Below are 13,082 nucleotides of genomic sequence, written 5' to 3'. Positions count from 1 at the left end.
GGCCCCACCATGGCGGGGCCCCGTCGTTGCGGTCAGGGGATCAGGCTGCGATTTCGTGCGTGGCCCACCACGCGTCGAGGTCGCTGCGGCGGCACCGGATATGCCCGTTGGGGAGTTTGATGAGCTTGGGGGCCTTGCCGCGGGCGCGCATGCGGTAGAAGGCGGCGCGGCTCATCTCGATCTCTTCGAGGACTTCGGGGAGCTTGAGCATCTTGGGGCGGGCCATCGTTGCTACTCCTCGGTCTGGTGATCTCGGGGTGGTGGTGTGTCCGAGGTGCGGATTTCTGCGTCACTGCGTCAAACGCGTCATGCGGATCTTTGACCTGCGGGTTTGCGTGACTCGGCGGTGTCTGGGGTCTGTCACCGCCGGGTGCGTGTGTCACGTGGCTGTGACGCGGGTGACGCGGTGTGACGCAGATTTCGAGTGTCTGTGTCACGCCCGTTCGAGCAGGTCAGGGGCCGTCAATGGGGTGACGGATGACGTGGTGACGCAGAGGTCCCTTCTTAGGACAAAGGAAGGGGGGTGGTTTCTGCTTGTGGTGCGGCTGCGGTGTTGAAGAGAGAGCCGCTTCGCGGCGCGTTCTTGGGGCGGCTGTCGCCGAACAGCAAGAGGAGCACCAGGGCGCCGGGTGCTCCTCTTGCTTGTCGTGCAGCCGAGCGCGCGCGGTCAGTGCAGGGAACCCTGTTCGTGCAGGGGCTCGGGCACGGGGCGTGTCATGGAGATGTAGCGGGCGGCGCGGGTGCGTCCCCAGTCGATGACGACGCCACGGGAGGCGAAGGTGGGCTGAAGGCGCTTGAGACGGTCGGAGAGGACTTTGCCGGTGGTGGGCCAGCCCTTGGGCAGGGGACGGCAGTCCTCCCCGCTGTGGAGGCGGCTGAGGCAGTCCAGCCACTCGGACGAGGTCATGCGCTGCTCTGCGCCCGGTTCGAGCCCGGCGGCGTGCTGCAGCACGGTCTGTGCCAACAGGTCGCCCTCGATCACGTCGTCGTTGAGTTCATCGAGGCTGGCCCGGTAGGCGGGCAGCGAGGCGAGGCCAGTGGCCGTGTCGAACTGCGCGCACAGGTGGGCGAAGTCGGCCATGCGCAGGTCGGTGGGGGTGGGGGCGGTGGCGGCCCGGACCTTGACGGTGAGGTCGAGGAGCGAGCCGAGGATGACGGGCAGCGCGGCGGTGAAGTCGGCCCACAGTTCCGCTTCGGTGCGCCGCACCTTCGGCCGCTCCAGACGCAGGGGCAGGAGCCGTTCCGCCAGGTCGGGCCGGATCACGCCCACGTCGATGCCGGTCAGGAGCAGGGGGCGGCGGTAGCGGGAGCGGTACACGTCGCCATCGCTGAACAGGGCGCGCTTGATGGACTCGGCTCCGGTGACGATGCAGCACATGAGGTCGGACAGGTCCGGGGCCAGGTGGGAGAGGTTGTCCAGGGCGGTGATCCAGCCTGCCGCCACGGCGGTGATCAGGCTCTCTTCATCCTTGGGGGCGCGGCGCAGGTCGCCGCTCATGCCCTCGATGATGCGCACGAGCATGCGGCCGGCGGTGGACTTGCCTGCGCCCTGGGGGCCGGTGAGGAACGGCGCGGGGACGGGGACTCCCGGTTCCAGGCAGCCGACGAGCCAGGCCAGGGCCAGGCATTCGGTGTCGGGGGTGGCGAAGTTGGTCAGCCTCAGCAGGGCGTCGATGCCCTGCCCGGCGGTGTCCTTGGCGGGAAGGGGCAGTTCGCCGGTGAGCTGGGTGCGCCGCCAGCAGACCTCTGCGGGGTCGGGGATGGCGATGGTCCAGCCGGTGGGGTGGAGGCGCACGGACTGGCCGTCGTCGCGGCCGAGGTCCAGCCAGGTGGCCCCGTCCGCGCCGGGGGCGACGCGGATGTGGGTGGCTTGCACGTCCTGGGAGAGGGCGAGTGCTTCGATCAAGTCCAGTGCCTCCTTCAAGGCGGTGCCGTTGAAGACGCCGATCCCGTCGCGGAAGAGGCCGACCATGAGTTCCTGGCGGTGGCTTCCGGTGGTGCCCTGGGAGCGGATGGGGCGGGCTACGGGGTGGCCGTTGCGCTGGGCGTAGACGGTGCCGTCGACGGTGCGGAAGTAGCGGAAATGGGCCTGCGCGTAGTCGGTGATGACCTCGCGGCCCGGCGTCTTCTCGTCCTCGGACACGGTCACATCCCCAATGCAGTGCGGGCGTTGGTCCACGCGTCCGTGCAGTGCCGGGCCGTCTCGCCCTTCGCCTGCGCGGCGGTGAACAGCCGCGCGACGTGGGTGTCGGTGAGGCAGCCGCACCGGCCGTGCCGGGACAGCACCGCGAGGAACGTCCGGTACACGGTCGCGTGGACCGCACTGGACGCCTCCGTGATGCGCTGCTCCGCCATGGCGACGCCCCGTTCCAGGAAGACGGGCGTGCGGTGCGGGCACTCGCCCTGACCGCCCGCGAGGAGCCCTGAGAGCGCCTGTGACGCCCTGGGGGCAGGGGACGGCTCCTTCACTGCCAGGGCGCGCACCGCGTCCGGGAGAGCGGCCATCGTGCCGGCGCCGTGCCCGAGCCAACGGGCGTAGGCCATGGTCGACTTGATGTCGACACCGGGACGGACCGCGTTGCGGGAGGTCATGGCGCCCCGGTAGATCCAGTGCTCACCGCGCGTCGTCGGCACCGTCCGGGTGGCCGGCAGCGCGGTGCGGGCCCACGTGATGGCGTCGGCGTCGTCCAGGTCGACCACGGTCAGGCCGGCGCCGCCGGGGTGGTAGGCGACGCACACCGCCCGCCGCCACGCCGCCGCCCACGTGGGCGAGACGATGACGGCCAGGTCGGTGGTGGCGGAGGCCCATCCGTGGCAGGGGGCCGGGCACCGGCAGGGGCCCGGGGTTTTCATGTTCGGTCGGCCGCCGCACGCGTTGTTCGCGCACGTCGTGCAGTTGCCGAAGGGGACCTTGCCCCGGCGCAGGGGCAGCACGGGCACACCGGACGCGGCGAGACCTAGCGCCGTGTGCTGCGGCTGGGGGGTGGGTTGCGTCATGCTGGGGTATCTCCAGTTCCTTGATGGTGCTGGTTGGGAAGGGCGGTCCCGCGGCTTTGGCGAGACGAGGGGGCCGCCCTTTGCTGTGTCCCGGAAATGGGGCAGCAGGTTGTCAGTGGGCGTGGTTAAGGTCGCGGCATGACGACGACCGTTGATCTTGTGCCGGGCATGGTGACGACGCGTGAGGCCATTGCTGCGGCCTACGGGTGTGGGAAGTACCAGGGCATCGAGCCTGCCGACGATGCGGGCAGGGTGTTCGTGTACTCCGACCCGTCCGCGGGCGAGGAGTACGGCTACACCTTCGATGGCCGCGCGGAAGACGACGAGTACGGGCCGCTGTACCTGTACACCGGCGCCGGTGCGAACGGGGATCAGAAGCCCTCTGGCCGTAACGGGTCCCTGCTGACCGCGGCCGCGAAGGAACGCGACGTCCATCTGTTCGTCGCGGACGGCAGGGTGCCCGGTAGCGGGGCCATGCAGCAGCGCTACATCGGTCAGATGGTGGTCGACCTGGTGAAGCCCTACGAGGTGCGGCGTGCGCCGGGCCAGGACCACAAGATGCGCGACGTTCTGGTGTTCCGTTTCCGGCCTGCCCCGGGAACGACGCCGGCGTGGACGGAGGACGATCTCCTGCCGGACGCACCGCAGACGGACGTGGAGATCACCGAACCGGGGCAGGCCACGGGACTCCCGGAGCCCGTCACCCTGCCCGAGCAGAGCGGCGCCAAGACGAAGAAGACCGAGCAGCACGGCACCGCCGAAACGGTCGCGGACATTCCCGCCGGGCAGCGCAAGATCCTGCGCCGCGAGGGCGAACTGGTCACCGCGTTCGTGGCCCACCTGTCCGCGGCCGGCCACGACACCCACAGCTTCCAGATCACCATCAAGGGCGAGCCCGGCGCCCTCACCCCGGACCTGTACGACGCGACGGATCACGCCCTGTACGAGGCGAAGGGCCTGACGACCCGTACCAACGTGCGCATGGCGATCGGTCAGTTGGCCGACTACCGCCGGCACATCCCCCACAAGGAGGGCCTGCGGGTCGCGGTGCTGTTGCCCAGCAAGCCCACCGCGGACATTCAGGATCTGCTTGCCGAAGAGGATGTGGCGCTGGTCTATCAGACGGAGGACGGGTTCGTTGGCTGGCCGCTCACCGCTTGATTAGCGGCCGGCCGTGCGCCGGCGGTAGGCGCGTTGACGGCATGCCGGCGAGCAGTACCGCGGCGGCCGGCCCGTAGGCGGCGTTGTGACCGGTGCTCTGCATTCCGGGCACCGCTTGCGCCGGCCCCGCGGTTGGGCAGTTACGTCACGCGTTTCGTCACTGAGCTCGGGCAGCGGTGGCGCGTTGTGAGTGGTGATCTCCCACAGAGCGCGGGCTACGTTCTCGGTACCGAGTATGCGCCGGGGGCGGCTGGGCGCGTTCCAGCCTGGGCGGGCCGGCAGGTCAGCGACCTTGCGCCATCCCGCGGCACGCAGGCTCGCGCCGCTTTCTCCTTCCTGGGTGTAGGTGACGGCGCGTCGATAGCCCGCACTGCGAGCGGTCCGCCACGCAGCTGCGTACAGCGCGGAGCACGCGTTCGCGGTGCCGTCCGTGGCCACCCGGGTGACCTCGATGGTCAGGCCGTTGTCGAAGTGGCGGCTGACGGGGCGCCCCACGATGGCGACGCCTGTGAGACGCCCGTCGTCGGCGTAGACACCGAGGGAGAACTGATGCCCTTGCGGGGCATCGTGGTGGCGGTGGGTCTGGTCGACGTAGGCGCAAGCGGCCTTCCACCGCATCGGGAGGATGTGTAACCGCTGAGCGCCGGGCGGGGCACTCACGCCGCTACCCGCGGAAGTGGTTGCGCTTGAACACGGCCTTGCGGATGTTGAACGTCATCCCGCCCACCCGATGGCCGCGCGCGTCGAAGATCAGCACAGCGACCCAGCCGCCGAAGATGACGGCCGCGAGGGTGATGAGCTGGGTGATGAACGCGGTCAGCGCGGCGACGAACGCGGTGAGCAGGAACAGCCCGCCGCACACGGCGGCGAACCCGACGCCCCCCAGCGCGATGTTCACGGCCACCCGGGAGACGGGCGGCTTGGGCGCGAAAGGCTCGGGCTGGACGGAGGCCACGGCGTAGCCGGTGACGACACGGCCGTCCGGCAGGACGACGCTCGCCACCGACGGGATACCGCCCGGCTGCCCCGGCACCGGCACCCGCACCGGCGGCGCCGCGGGGGCGAGGGGCACGGGACGGTGGACTTCCACGCCCGCCGCGTCGTACGCGGCAGGGTGGTAGGTGGGCTGGTTCATGGCGCCAGGCTCCTTTAGTTGCCGAGTGCGGAGATGGCGTCGGCGGACGCCTGCACGAGGTTGTGGATGGGCTCGTAGGCGCCAGTGCCGGCGGCGAAGAACCCAAACATGAACAGCACGACGGCCGCGCCGCCCCCGGCGGACTTGGTCTTGACCGCGATCAGGGACGCGGCGCCGAACAGGAGCACGGCAGAGACGTTGAGGATCATCGGATGCCTTTCGGGCGGGGGGTGTCGGTGCCGGCGCGGTAGATGCGGGCCCAGCGGTTGTAGAGCCAGCGGCCGGTGCGGATGCGCTTGCCGGTGGCCTTGCAGCGGCGGCAGTCCTTGCCGCGCTTTTGGCGTCCCTTGCGGTCGGTCTTCATCGCGAAGCCCCAGCCACGGCACGTGCGGCAGTCGCCGAACGGCGAAGCCGCACACAGCCCGCCGTAACCGACCGTGACGAGCATCAGGCAGGCGATAGCAAGGAGTATGGGGGTCATGGGGGCCCTTCCAGGCGGTTTTCCGGGGTTTCCGCAGGTGGGGTGCTATCCGCTAGATCGCAGATGGGAGTGCGGATGGGGTGCTAGCGGGGGTGCTACCGGTAGCAGGTGTGGGTGCTACCGGTAGCACCGTTGCGACGCTATGCGGCGCCCGGCTTCTCGTTACGCTCCGCAATCGCCTTGAGGAGGTCGGTGCGGGCGATGCCCCTACGGGTGGTGCGCGTGCCGTCGTCCGTGGTGCCTGCGACGTCCCGGGTCTTGATGCCGTGGGGCTTGAGCGCGCTGGTGACGTTCTCGCCCTTCCAGCCGCCGTAGACGTCGGGGCGCAGTTCGGCGAGGCGGGCGGCGATCCGCTCATTCCAGATCCGCTTGTCCTGCTCTGGCACCACGGCCGCGATGTCGCCGAGCAGGTCATAGGCGGGGCCGGTGCCCTGCTCGGGGGCTTCCCCGAGGGCGTAGCCGGAGAGCAGTCCGGCCGCCTCGCGGGCGGTGCGGGCGCGGGCGGCGATGCGCTCCGCACCGGGCGCGTCCACGAACACGCCGCCCACGATCCGGGCGTCCGAGCCCTCACCGATGAGGTAGTGAATGCCCTTGTCACCCCAGGCGAACATGGTCGCCCGCACCCCGCGCTTGTAGGAGGACGTACCGAGGACCATGTCGTTCTCGGTCTGGCCCATGACCTTCAGGCACGCGCGCAGCGAGGCGTTCGCGCTGATACCGGTGGGCAGCGACTTCGCGTCCGGTCGCTGGGTGGCGAGGAAGAGCACCATGCCGGTGGCCGGACCGCGCTTGACCAGGTCGGTTGCGTGCTCCTCGAACTCCTTGCCGTGCTCGGGGTGCTCGAACAGGACCTGGCACTCATCCACCCCGATCACGATCGGATGCAGGCCGAGGGAGCGCTTGGAGGCGAGTTCACTGGTCACCTTGGACTCCGGGCAGATGTCCCGGGGCAGACTCCGGATCACCTTCGTGCGGCGGCGCAGCTCCTCGCGCAGCGCCCGGAAGTCGTTGAGCGCGTACTGGATCGCTTCGTCGTCGTCGCCCGCCGCGTGGCGGTGGGAAACGGCGTTGCCGACCGGGTCCAGGTCGCCGGTGCCCTTCATGTCGTAGGTGTGCAGTTCCGTGCGCGGGTCGAGGGCGGCGATGAGCAGCCACAGCCTGAGCAGGAAGGTCTTGCCCATGCGCGGGATCGCGCCGATCAGACCGGCGATGTACATGAAGGTGAGTGCGACCCAGCGTCCGCGCTGGTCGGTGCCGTAGGGGACGGGCTTGAACAGGTCGACCGTGCCCGCCTTGAGCAGCGGCCACGCGGGCTTCTTCGCCTTCGACATGTCCTGGTCCCCGACCCACAGCACCAGACGCCCGGTGTGTTCGTCGGCAACCGCCTCCGGCCACACGCACCCGAGCGGGCGGCGCAGGCCGGAGGCGAGGCGTTCGCGGCGCTCGATGATGTCGGTCACGGTGACGCCGAAGGGGAGGTTGCCCTCCGCCCGCCACCCGGGGCCGTCGCGGGTGATCGGGGCGGTGAACTCGAACCCGTCCCGCCCCTTGCCCTGCGCCTGGTTGATCGCCGGGATACCGAGCGAGCCGAGCGCGCGCAGCACGATGTCACTGGTGAGCTTGACCGCCTTCGGCAGCTCGACCGCCCGGTGGATGACCGGGGCGTCTGCGTGGCGGCCGTGTGTGCCCAGCGCCATCACCAGTGCGCTCACCGACACGACCTGAAGCCAGGTCGGGGCGAGCACGTAGAGAGCGAGGGCGGTGGCCAGGCCGATGAACATGCCCAGGACGGCGACCAGGGTGCGCAGTCGGACGCGGCCGTCGCGCTGGCGGGACAGCTTCAGGTATTCGGCGGCGTCCTCGCGGCGCACGGCGGCGAGTCGGACCGGTTCGCCCTCGCGGTCGGCGACCCAGCGCATCGTGCCGCCCACGAACTTCGCCGCACCCGTCGGCGCCTGAAGCGCGAGGCGGGCGGCGTAGACCGGGGCGCGCAGCGCGTGATAGCCGGCGGCGTGGGCGTAGTGGCGGGCCACCCACCCGGCGGCCGTCTTGAGTTCGCCGGTCGACCGCAGCCACTCGGGGACGACCGACCGGCGCCGCGCACCGGCGAGGCGACCGAGGTAGCCGGGGCCGGTCGCGGTGGGCGCCGACTGGTCGACCATCATCCGGGTCGACCCGTCGGCCGACTCGGCACCCGACCCGTTCGGGGTCGAGTCGGCCGACCGGTCGGCCGACTCGGCACGGGCCGAGCGTGCCTTGTCGAGGTCGACCACGTCGCCGCCGGAGTCGGTGGTCATCTCGGCTTCCAGTCGGTTGAAGAGTTCGTTGTCGTCGTCGGGGTGCTTCACTGAAGGTTCCTTCCAAGAGGAGGAAAGGCGGGGTCCGGCCGTCGCTGTAGGAGGTGGGCGGACGGACCCCGCGCGAGGCTTGTGGTGCAGGTCAGGCGGTGCGCTGTTCCTCGGCGGCGATGCACATGCCGCAGATGCCGTGCGAGCGGGGGATGCAGTAGCCGACGTCCAGCAGGCAGCGCGCGCAGGTACGGCGAGCGAGCATCGCCAGGGCGAGCGCGCCCCACTTGCGCGACGTCATCGGGCGTACCGGCTTGGCGCAGTCGACGCGGTAGAGGTAGCCGACTCGCGCGTCCCCGGCTCGCCGGTTGACCCGCATCACCTGCGCCGCGATCGGCTGGCCACCCGGGCGCAGCCCCATCGTCCGGAGCTGTCGGCGGGTGGCCAAGCCGTCCGGGGCCAGCCGCCACGGGTAGGTCGGCACGCCGTAGCGGGCGCCGGTCGGGTCGAAGCACTTGCCGTAGGCGGCCGACATCAGGCCGCCACCCCGACGGCCGGGGCGTCGGGGCGGGCGCCGGTGCGGCCGGCGCGGCGTCCGGCGAGGGTGGCGAACAGCCTGCCGAGCCCGGCGCGGCGCAGTCCGGCGCGGGCCTGCTTGGCCGCGTACATCGCCTCATCCGCCCGCCGCAGCAGGGCGGAGAGGTCGTCGGCGGGGAAGTCCGCGGCGCGCACCCAGCCGAGCGACACCGTGGTGTGCACGTCCGGGTTCTGGCCGTCGACCGGGCGCGCGAGCACGCCATGCAGGACCGCGAGCATGTCAGCGGCGGTGCTGTGGTCGTCGAGGAGCACGGCGGCGAACTCATCGCCCCCGAGCCTCCCGGCGACCCCGGTGCGGCCGACATGGTGGGCGAGCCGGTCGGCCGTCGCCTTCAGCAGGACGTCACCGGCGGCGTGGCCGTAGGTGTCGTTGATGTGCTTGAACCTGTCGACGTCGGCGAGGACGACGACCGCGCGGGGGTCCTTGAGCAGGGCAGTGGCGCGGCGGGTGAAGCCGTCGCGGGTGCGTAACCCGGTGAGCGGGTCACGGCGGGCCGTGCTCAGCACGGCCCGCAGCCTCCACACGTGCACCGCCCACCCGGCAGCGAGCGGCAGCGCGGACAGCAGGAACGTGGCCAGCGTGCTCATGCCGCTACCCCCTCACCGCTGTCACCGGACGTGTCGACGTCGGCGGGGGCGTCGTCAGTGTCGACGGGGCGCAGGGCGCGGCCGTCGGCCCGCTCCGCGAGCAGCGCGTCACGCACCTGACGGGCGGGGGCAGCGCCGCAGTGCAGCGCCTTGCGGAGCGCTTCCGCGTTGACACCGGCGTCCGGCCACTCCGAGGTGAGCTTGCGCGCCTCGGTCAGCAGGTCCGCCACCGAGCGCGGCGCGGTTTTGCCCCGCCCCTTCGTCGCCCGCTTGCGCGGTGCCTTCGCAGCCGGAGGCGCGGGCTGTTCTGCCGGCAGTTCCTGCGTGGGCTGGGGGGCGGGGGCGGCGTAGGGCACGGCGCCCGTCGGGTTCAGCTCACCCAGGCGCAGCAGGACGCGTTCGCGGCGCGGGGTGCTGCGCCGCCAGGACCGGCCGTAGCGCTCTCGCAACTCCGCGCGGGCCAGCAGCCGCTCACGCTCCCGGGCGAGGGCGGTGGTGTAGGAGGTGACCTCCCACAACGTCATCCGGCGCCACAGCGCGAACGTGGAAAGCGGGGCGAGCAGCCAGCGCGAGAACCGCACCTTCTCCATGCGGCGGCCGGTCGCGGCGCCGATCCGCACGGCGTAGATGTGCGCGCCGATCTCGGAGAACACCACCCACAGCAGCGGCATCGTGCCGTGCGCCACCTTCGCCCACAGCGAGTGCCCGGCGGCGACGTTCAACCCGCACGTGATCAGGGTGAGCACCCAGGGCACGAACCGCACCCAGGCGAGCGCCATGTCCATCCGGATCAGCAGCAGGTTGGCCAGCGTGAACACCGGAATGGCCACGTCGATACCGACCGGCAGCATCCACGGCTCACCGAACCCCCACCGGGCGGCAGCGGCCGACACGGCATCGAACGACGAGATCAGACCGAGCGCACCGACACCGGCCGCAGCGAGCGCGCCGAAACCGGCAAGGCCCATCTCCGGCCGCGTCAGCGGCGGGACCGCCGCAGGCTCAACGGGCCGTGACGTCATGCCGCACCGCCCGGGAGGCTCGCGGCGGCCCTCTGGTTGATCTGGGTGACGCGGGCGGCCAGTGCCCGGCGACGGGCCCGGCGGGTGCGGCGGTCGTCCAGCTCGGTCGGCGTGCGGTCGAGGGTGACGATGTACGCGTCCAACAGGTCGACGTCCGCGAGGATGACGGGCATCTCCCGCTCGATCGCGTTCAGCTCGGCGTCCGTCGGCTCCATGAAGTCGGCGAACGCGGTAACAGCGTCCTGAACAGTGACGATGTGGTTCATGGGTCGTGGTTCCCTTTCGCAGAGGAACGGCCCGAACAGCGGCCCCGGGTCTAGCCACCCGGGGCCGCGCGCCGTCGAAGTCGGTAGACCCGGCTCCCCTCAGCGCCGCACGTACGAGACGTGCAGCGGAGGCAACCGGCCCGCAGCAGACGAGCTGCGGAGAGGTCGAACGCGGCGTTGCCGCGCGGTCCGTCTTTTCGACTCGGGGAGACGGGGCCCACCTATGGAGTTCTCAAAGAGCCGGCGCTTCTTTCGAGCTCGATTCACGGAGCTCTCCAGGCGTTCGTCTCGCGCAGCACGAGTCCAGGACCACCCTGGCAATCTGGTGCGCACCAGTAGAGTGCATCTGGTGCGCACCAGTGTCAAGGTGGTTCGCTGTTCCGGGTGGTGGTCACCCCGCCGCGGTGCATCTCCAGAAGACCTCTTGTGGCAGGGTCGGCGGTAGCCAACAGGGCTTAACATCCTTCCTGTTAAGGGCTGTTGACCTGCGGAGACATGCGCCATGCTGGCAAGGTGATGCGAGCGGAACCAACGTCGGGAGGTCGCCCGTGAGTACAGGACTTCGCAACGCACGGACGGCGCGCGGATGGTCACAGGAACGACTGATCCGCGAGATCGAGCAGTACGCCCGACGGAACCTCACTGACGTCGCATCGACCGCGAGTCTGCGGGTGTACGTCTCCGAGTGGGAGAACGGCAAGCGCACCATCTCAGACCGGTACGCCCGCGTCCTGCGGCAGCTCCTCGGCCTCACGGACGCAGAGCTGCGGGACTCCGACCCGGTACCGGCAGCGCCAACAGCAGACGGTTACGACGATCTGTTGAGCCGGATCGACTCGGCGAGTAGCGTCGGTGAATCCATGGTGAAGGCATTCAACGACCAGACCGAACTACTGCGCACCATGGACCGTCAAAGGGGCGCCGCGGTCCTGGTCGACCAGATGACCGGCCACCTGTCTGCCCTCGAAGACGCGCTCAACTTCGCGGTACTGCCCAGCACGCGCCGTCCCGTGGCGCTCGCGCTCGCCGGTGCGTCTACTCTCGCGGCGTGGCAGGCAATCGACTCGGGAGCGGTTGAGCGAGCTTGGCGGCACTACGAACTCGCCAAGCGGGCGGCCCGCGACGCTGAAGAGCCGATGTACCTGGCTCACGCCATGGGCGAGCAGGCGTACGTGCTCTGCGAGGCGGCAGGCGCTCGCCGTCGACCTGGTGCGCGACGCACAGCGGACCGTCGGCTCATCCGGGTCCGCTCGGCTGCGGGCGTGGCTCTACGCCGCGGAAGCCGAGATGTGCGCCCATGCCGAGATGCCGGACGACAGCCGGCGTGCGCTGGAAGCGGCCATGGCCATCATTCCGCCGGGCCAAGAGGACAGGGACCCGGACATGCTGAGCATCTTCCTCAATGGCGCTCATCTCGCCCGGTGGCAAGGCAACGTGCTTGCTCTCCTCGGGGAGGAGTCGGCAGTCACCAGCCTCTACGGCGCGCTTGAGGTCATGGACCCGACGTTCGTGCGCGCCCGCGCCGGCCTTCTCGCCGACCTGGCGCAGGCTCACCTCACGCGAGCTGAATACGACGACGCTGGCACGCACTTGCGGCAGGCCCGTTTGCTGGCGGGCCGTACCGGCTCGGTCCGGCAACGTCGTCGCGTCGACCTGCTCAGTGCGCGGTTGTGAATCCCTGCGTACGCCGTGCCGCGAGGATGTGTAGCAGCGCGACGAGGGTGCCGGAGCCTAGCAACTCACCGCGGGCCATGAGCCCGGGGATGTCCGCCAGCGGCACCCACTCGATATGGCCGGCCTCCTCCAGGTCGGTCGGCTCACCGACCTTCTCAGCGCCGTGTCCCACGAAGATTTCGTGCGGGGAATCGACCATGCCGACCATGGGCTGATAGCTCACGACGTGGTCCAGCGACTTGGGACGCCACCCTGTCTCTTCAATGGTCTCCCGCAGCGCCGTGTCCGCAGGGTCTTCCCCCTCGTCGACGATGCCACCGGGGAGCTCCCAGCCGAATTGCTTCGGCACGAAGCGATACCGCCACATCATCAGGACGCGGTCCTCTTCATCAACGACGGCAGTGATCGCTACGTGGTGAAGCCTTACGACGTGATGCTCGAACCGTTTCACGCCTGGCGGCTCCACGTCCCAAAGTTGGAGCCTGACCCAACGGTTGTCGTACACGTCCCGCTCGCCGTGGATGCGCCAGGGCTCCAGGCCCTCCGGTCGCTGAACGCTCACCGCGCCCGGCACCCGGTACGAGCTACGCCCCCGCACCTCCAACTGTCCTTCGGAGACGAGACGGGCGAGCACCTGCCGTAGAGCCGTCCGGCCGATGCCGAGTTCTTCCACGAGTGTGCGTTCTGAGGGGAGCTTGTCGCCGGCTGCGTACTCACCTGCCACGAGTCGCGCGCGAAGCGTCTCGTAGACCTTGGTCGTCTTCGGTCCCATCCGCGGAGCACTCTCCGTTCTGAGGTGGTGCGTACCAGCTTAGCGGTCATCGAGCACCCGATAGCTACCTGGTGTTATTCGGGAGTGATCTTGCGCTGGGC

Annotated in this window: 14 protein-coding genes and 1 pseudogene; 2 read left to right on the top strand and 13 right to left on the bottom strand. The window is 70.3% G+C overall.

Annotated features, from left to right (window positions below; translation table 11 throughout):
* Nucleotides 1–40 precede the first annotated feature (40 nt).
* From ACFW01_RS01125 to ACFW01_RS01115, 3 genes are all read right to left on the bottom strand, one after another.
* Entirely contained in the window at nt 41–226 is a 186-nt protein-coding gene (locus ACFW01_RS01125) for a helix-turn-helix domain-containing protein (RefSeq protein ID WP_308884014.1), read from the bottom strand.
* A gap of 441 nt (nt 227–667) precedes the next feature.
* Nucleotides 668–2,143: an ATP-binding protein gene (locus tag ACFW01_RS01120; protein WP_384501991.1), complete on the bottom strand. Its 1,476-nt coding sequence runs from the start codon at nt 2,141–2,143 to the stop codon at nt 668–670.
* Nucleotides 2,144–2,145: 2 nt separating this feature from the next.
* Nucleotides 2,146–2,997, bottom strand: a complete 852-nt coding sequence (locus ACFW01_RS01115) for a bifunctional DNA primase/polymerase (RefSeq protein WP_384501989.1) — start codon at nt 2,995–2,997, stop codon at nt 2,146–2,148.
* A 138-nt stretch (nt 2,998–3,135) separates the two neighbouring features.
* Here ACFW01_RS01115 and ACFW01_RS01110 point away from each other — a divergent pair, with 138 nt between their 5' ends.
* On the top strand, nt 3,136–4,158 hold the full coding sequence (locus ACFW01_RS01110; protein WP_384501987.1) for a hypothetical protein: 1,023 nt from the start codon (nt 3,136–3,138) through the stop codon (nt 4,156–4,158).
* Here the strand turns inward: ACFW01_RS01110 and ACFW01_RS01105 are convergent, their stop codons facing one another.
* The 9 genes from ACFW01_RS01105 to ACFW01_RS01065 all read right to left on the bottom strand — a co-directional run bounded on the left by ACFW01_RS01105 (nt 4,159) and on the right by ACFW01_RS01065 (nt 10,535).
* Nucleotides 4,159–4,776 (bottom strand): XF1762 family protein, encoded by a 618-nt coding sequence (locus ACFW01_RS01105; protein ID WP_384501985.1) that lies wholly within the window; start codon nt 4,774–4,776, stop codon nt 4,159–4,161.
* Nucleotides 4,777–4,822: 46 nt separating this feature from the next.
* Complete coding sequence (locus ACFW01_RS01100) at nt 4,823–5,293, bottom strand: hypothetical protein (RefSeq protein ID WP_384501983.1); 471 nt, start codon at nt 5,291–5,293, stop codon at nt 4,823–4,825.
* A gap of 14 nt (nt 5,294–5,307) precedes the next feature.
* Nucleotides 5,308–5,502, bottom strand: a complete 195-nt coding sequence (locus tag ACFW01_RS01095) for a hypothetical protein (RefSeq protein WP_384501981.1) — start codon at nt 5,500–5,502, stop codon at nt 5,308–5,310.
* A complete protein-coding gene (locus ACFW01_RS01090; protein WP_384501980.1) occupies nt 5,499–5,774 on the bottom strand; it encodes a hypothetical protein in 276 nt (91 codons plus the stop codon). Before ACFW01_RS01090 ends, ACFW01_RS01095 begins: the two co-directional genes overlap by 4 nt.
* Before the next feature lie 140 nt (nt 5,775–5,914).
* Nucleotides 5,915–8,122 (bottom strand): cell division protein FtsK, encoded by a 2,208-nt coding sequence (locus ACFW01_RS01085; RefSeq protein WP_384501978.1) that lies wholly within the window; start codon nt 8,120–8,122, stop codon nt 5,915–5,917.
* A 91-nt stretch (nt 8,123–8,213) separates the two neighbouring features.
* Nucleotides 8,214–8,597 carry an RRQRL motif-containing zinc-binding protein gene (locus ACFW01_RS01080; RefSeq protein ID WP_384501976.1) on the bottom strand — a complete coding sequence of 128 codons (384 nt, stop codon included), beginning with the start codon at nt 8,595–8,597 and terminating at the stop codon, nt 8,214–8,216.
* Complete coding sequence (locus ACFW01_RS01075) at nt 8,597–9,247, bottom strand: GGDEF domain-containing protein (protein ID WP_384501974.1); 651 nt, start codon at nt 9,245–9,247, stop codon at nt 8,597–8,599. The genes ACFW01_RS01080 and ACFW01_RS01075 overlap by 1 nt, the downstream gene beginning before the upstream one ends.
* A complete protein-coding gene (locus ACFW01_RS01070; RefSeq protein WP_384501972.1) occupies nt 9,244–10,215 on the bottom strand; it encodes a DUF2637 domain-containing protein in 972 nt (323 codons plus the stop codon). The genes ACFW01_RS01075 and ACFW01_RS01070 overlap by 4 nt, the downstream gene beginning before the upstream one ends.
* Before the next feature lie 50 nt (nt 10,216–10,265).
* The gene (locus ACFW01_RS01065; RefSeq protein WP_384501970.1) at nt 10,266–10,535 is read right to left on the bottom strand and encodes a DUF6284 family protein; all 270 of its coding nucleotides are present in this window, start codon (nt 10,533–10,535) and stop codon (nt 10,266–10,268) included.
* A gap of 671 nt (nt 10,536–11,206) precedes the next feature.
* Between ACFW01_RS01065 and ACFW01_RS01060 the strand changes: the two are divergent.
* A pseudogene (locus ACFW01_RS01060) lies at nt 11,207–12,209 on the top strand (XRE family transcriptional regulator).
* Here ACFW01_RS01060 and ACFW01_RS01055 read toward each other — a convergent pair.
* Complete coding sequence (locus tag ACFW01_RS01055) at nt 12,193–12,981, bottom strand: NUDIX domain-containing protein (RefSeq protein ID WP_384501968.1); 789 nt, start codon at nt 12,979–12,981, stop codon at nt 12,193–12,195. The pseudogene ACFW01_RS01060 and the gene ACFW01_RS01055 overlap by 17 nt on opposite strands.
* Nucleotides 12,982–13,082 lie beyond the last annotated feature (101 nt).

It is taken from the genome of Streptomyces sp. NPDC058985, assembly GCF_042740985.1.
In the GTDB taxonomy this organism is placed as follows: Bacteria; Actinomycetota; Actinomycetes; order Streptomycetales; family Streptomycetaceae; genus Streptomyces.
The sequence above is the reverse complement of the archived record's forward strand: the minus strand, read 5'-3'. Positions and strand labels throughout refer to the sequence as shown.

Bases quoted from the DNA above. Each gene is read 5' to 3' on its own strand.
- ACFW01_RS01125 (WP_308884014.1), bottom strand. From the start codon at position 226: ATGGCCCGCCCCAAGATGCTCAAGCTCCCCGAAGTCCTCGAAGAGATC.
- ACFW01_RS01115 (WP_384501989.1), bottom strand. From the start codon at position 2,997: ATGACGCAACCCACCCCCCAGCCGCAGCACACGGCGCTAGGTCTCGCC.
- ACFW01_RS01110 (WP_384501987.1), top strand. From the start codon at position 3,136: ATGACGACGACCGTTGATCTTGTGCCGGGCATGGTGACGACGCGTGAG.
- ACFW01_RS01105 (WP_384501985.1), bottom strand. From the start codon at position 4,776: ATGCGGTGGAAGGCCGCTTGCGCCTACGTCGACCAGACCCACCGCCAC.
- ACFW01_RS01100 (WP_384501983.1), bottom strand. From the start codon at position 5,293: ATGAACCAGCCCACCTACCACCCTGCCGCGTACGACGCGGCGGGCGTG.
- ACFW01_RS01095 (WP_384501981.1), bottom strand. From the start codon at position 5,502: ATGATCCTCAACGTCTCTGCCGTGCTCCTGTTCGGCGCCGCGTCCCTG.
- ACFW01_RS01090 (WP_384501980.1), bottom strand. From the start codon at position 5,774: ATGACCCCCATACTCCTTGCTATCGCCTGCCTGATGCTCGTCACGGTC.
- ACFW01_RS01080 (WP_384501976.1), bottom strand. From the start codon at position 8,597: ATGTCGGCCGCCTACGGCAAGTGCTTCGACCCGACCGGCGCCCGCTAC.
- ACFW01_RS01075 (WP_384501974.1), bottom strand. From the start codon at position 9,247: ATGAGCACGCTGGCCACGTTCCTGCTGTCCGCGCTGCCGCTCGCTGCC.
- ACFW01_RS01070 (WP_384501972.1), bottom strand. From the start codon at position 10,215: ATGGGCCTTGCCGGTTTCGGCGCGCTCGCTGCGGCCGGTGTCGGTGCG.
- ACFW01_RS01065 (WP_384501970.1), bottom strand. From the start codon at position 10,535: ATGAACCACATCGTCACTGTTCAGGACGCTGTTACCGCGTTCGCCGAC.
- ACFW01_RS01055 (WP_384501968.1), bottom strand. From the start codon at position 12,981: ATGGGACCGAAGACGACCAAGGTCTACGAGACGCTTCGCGCGCGACTC.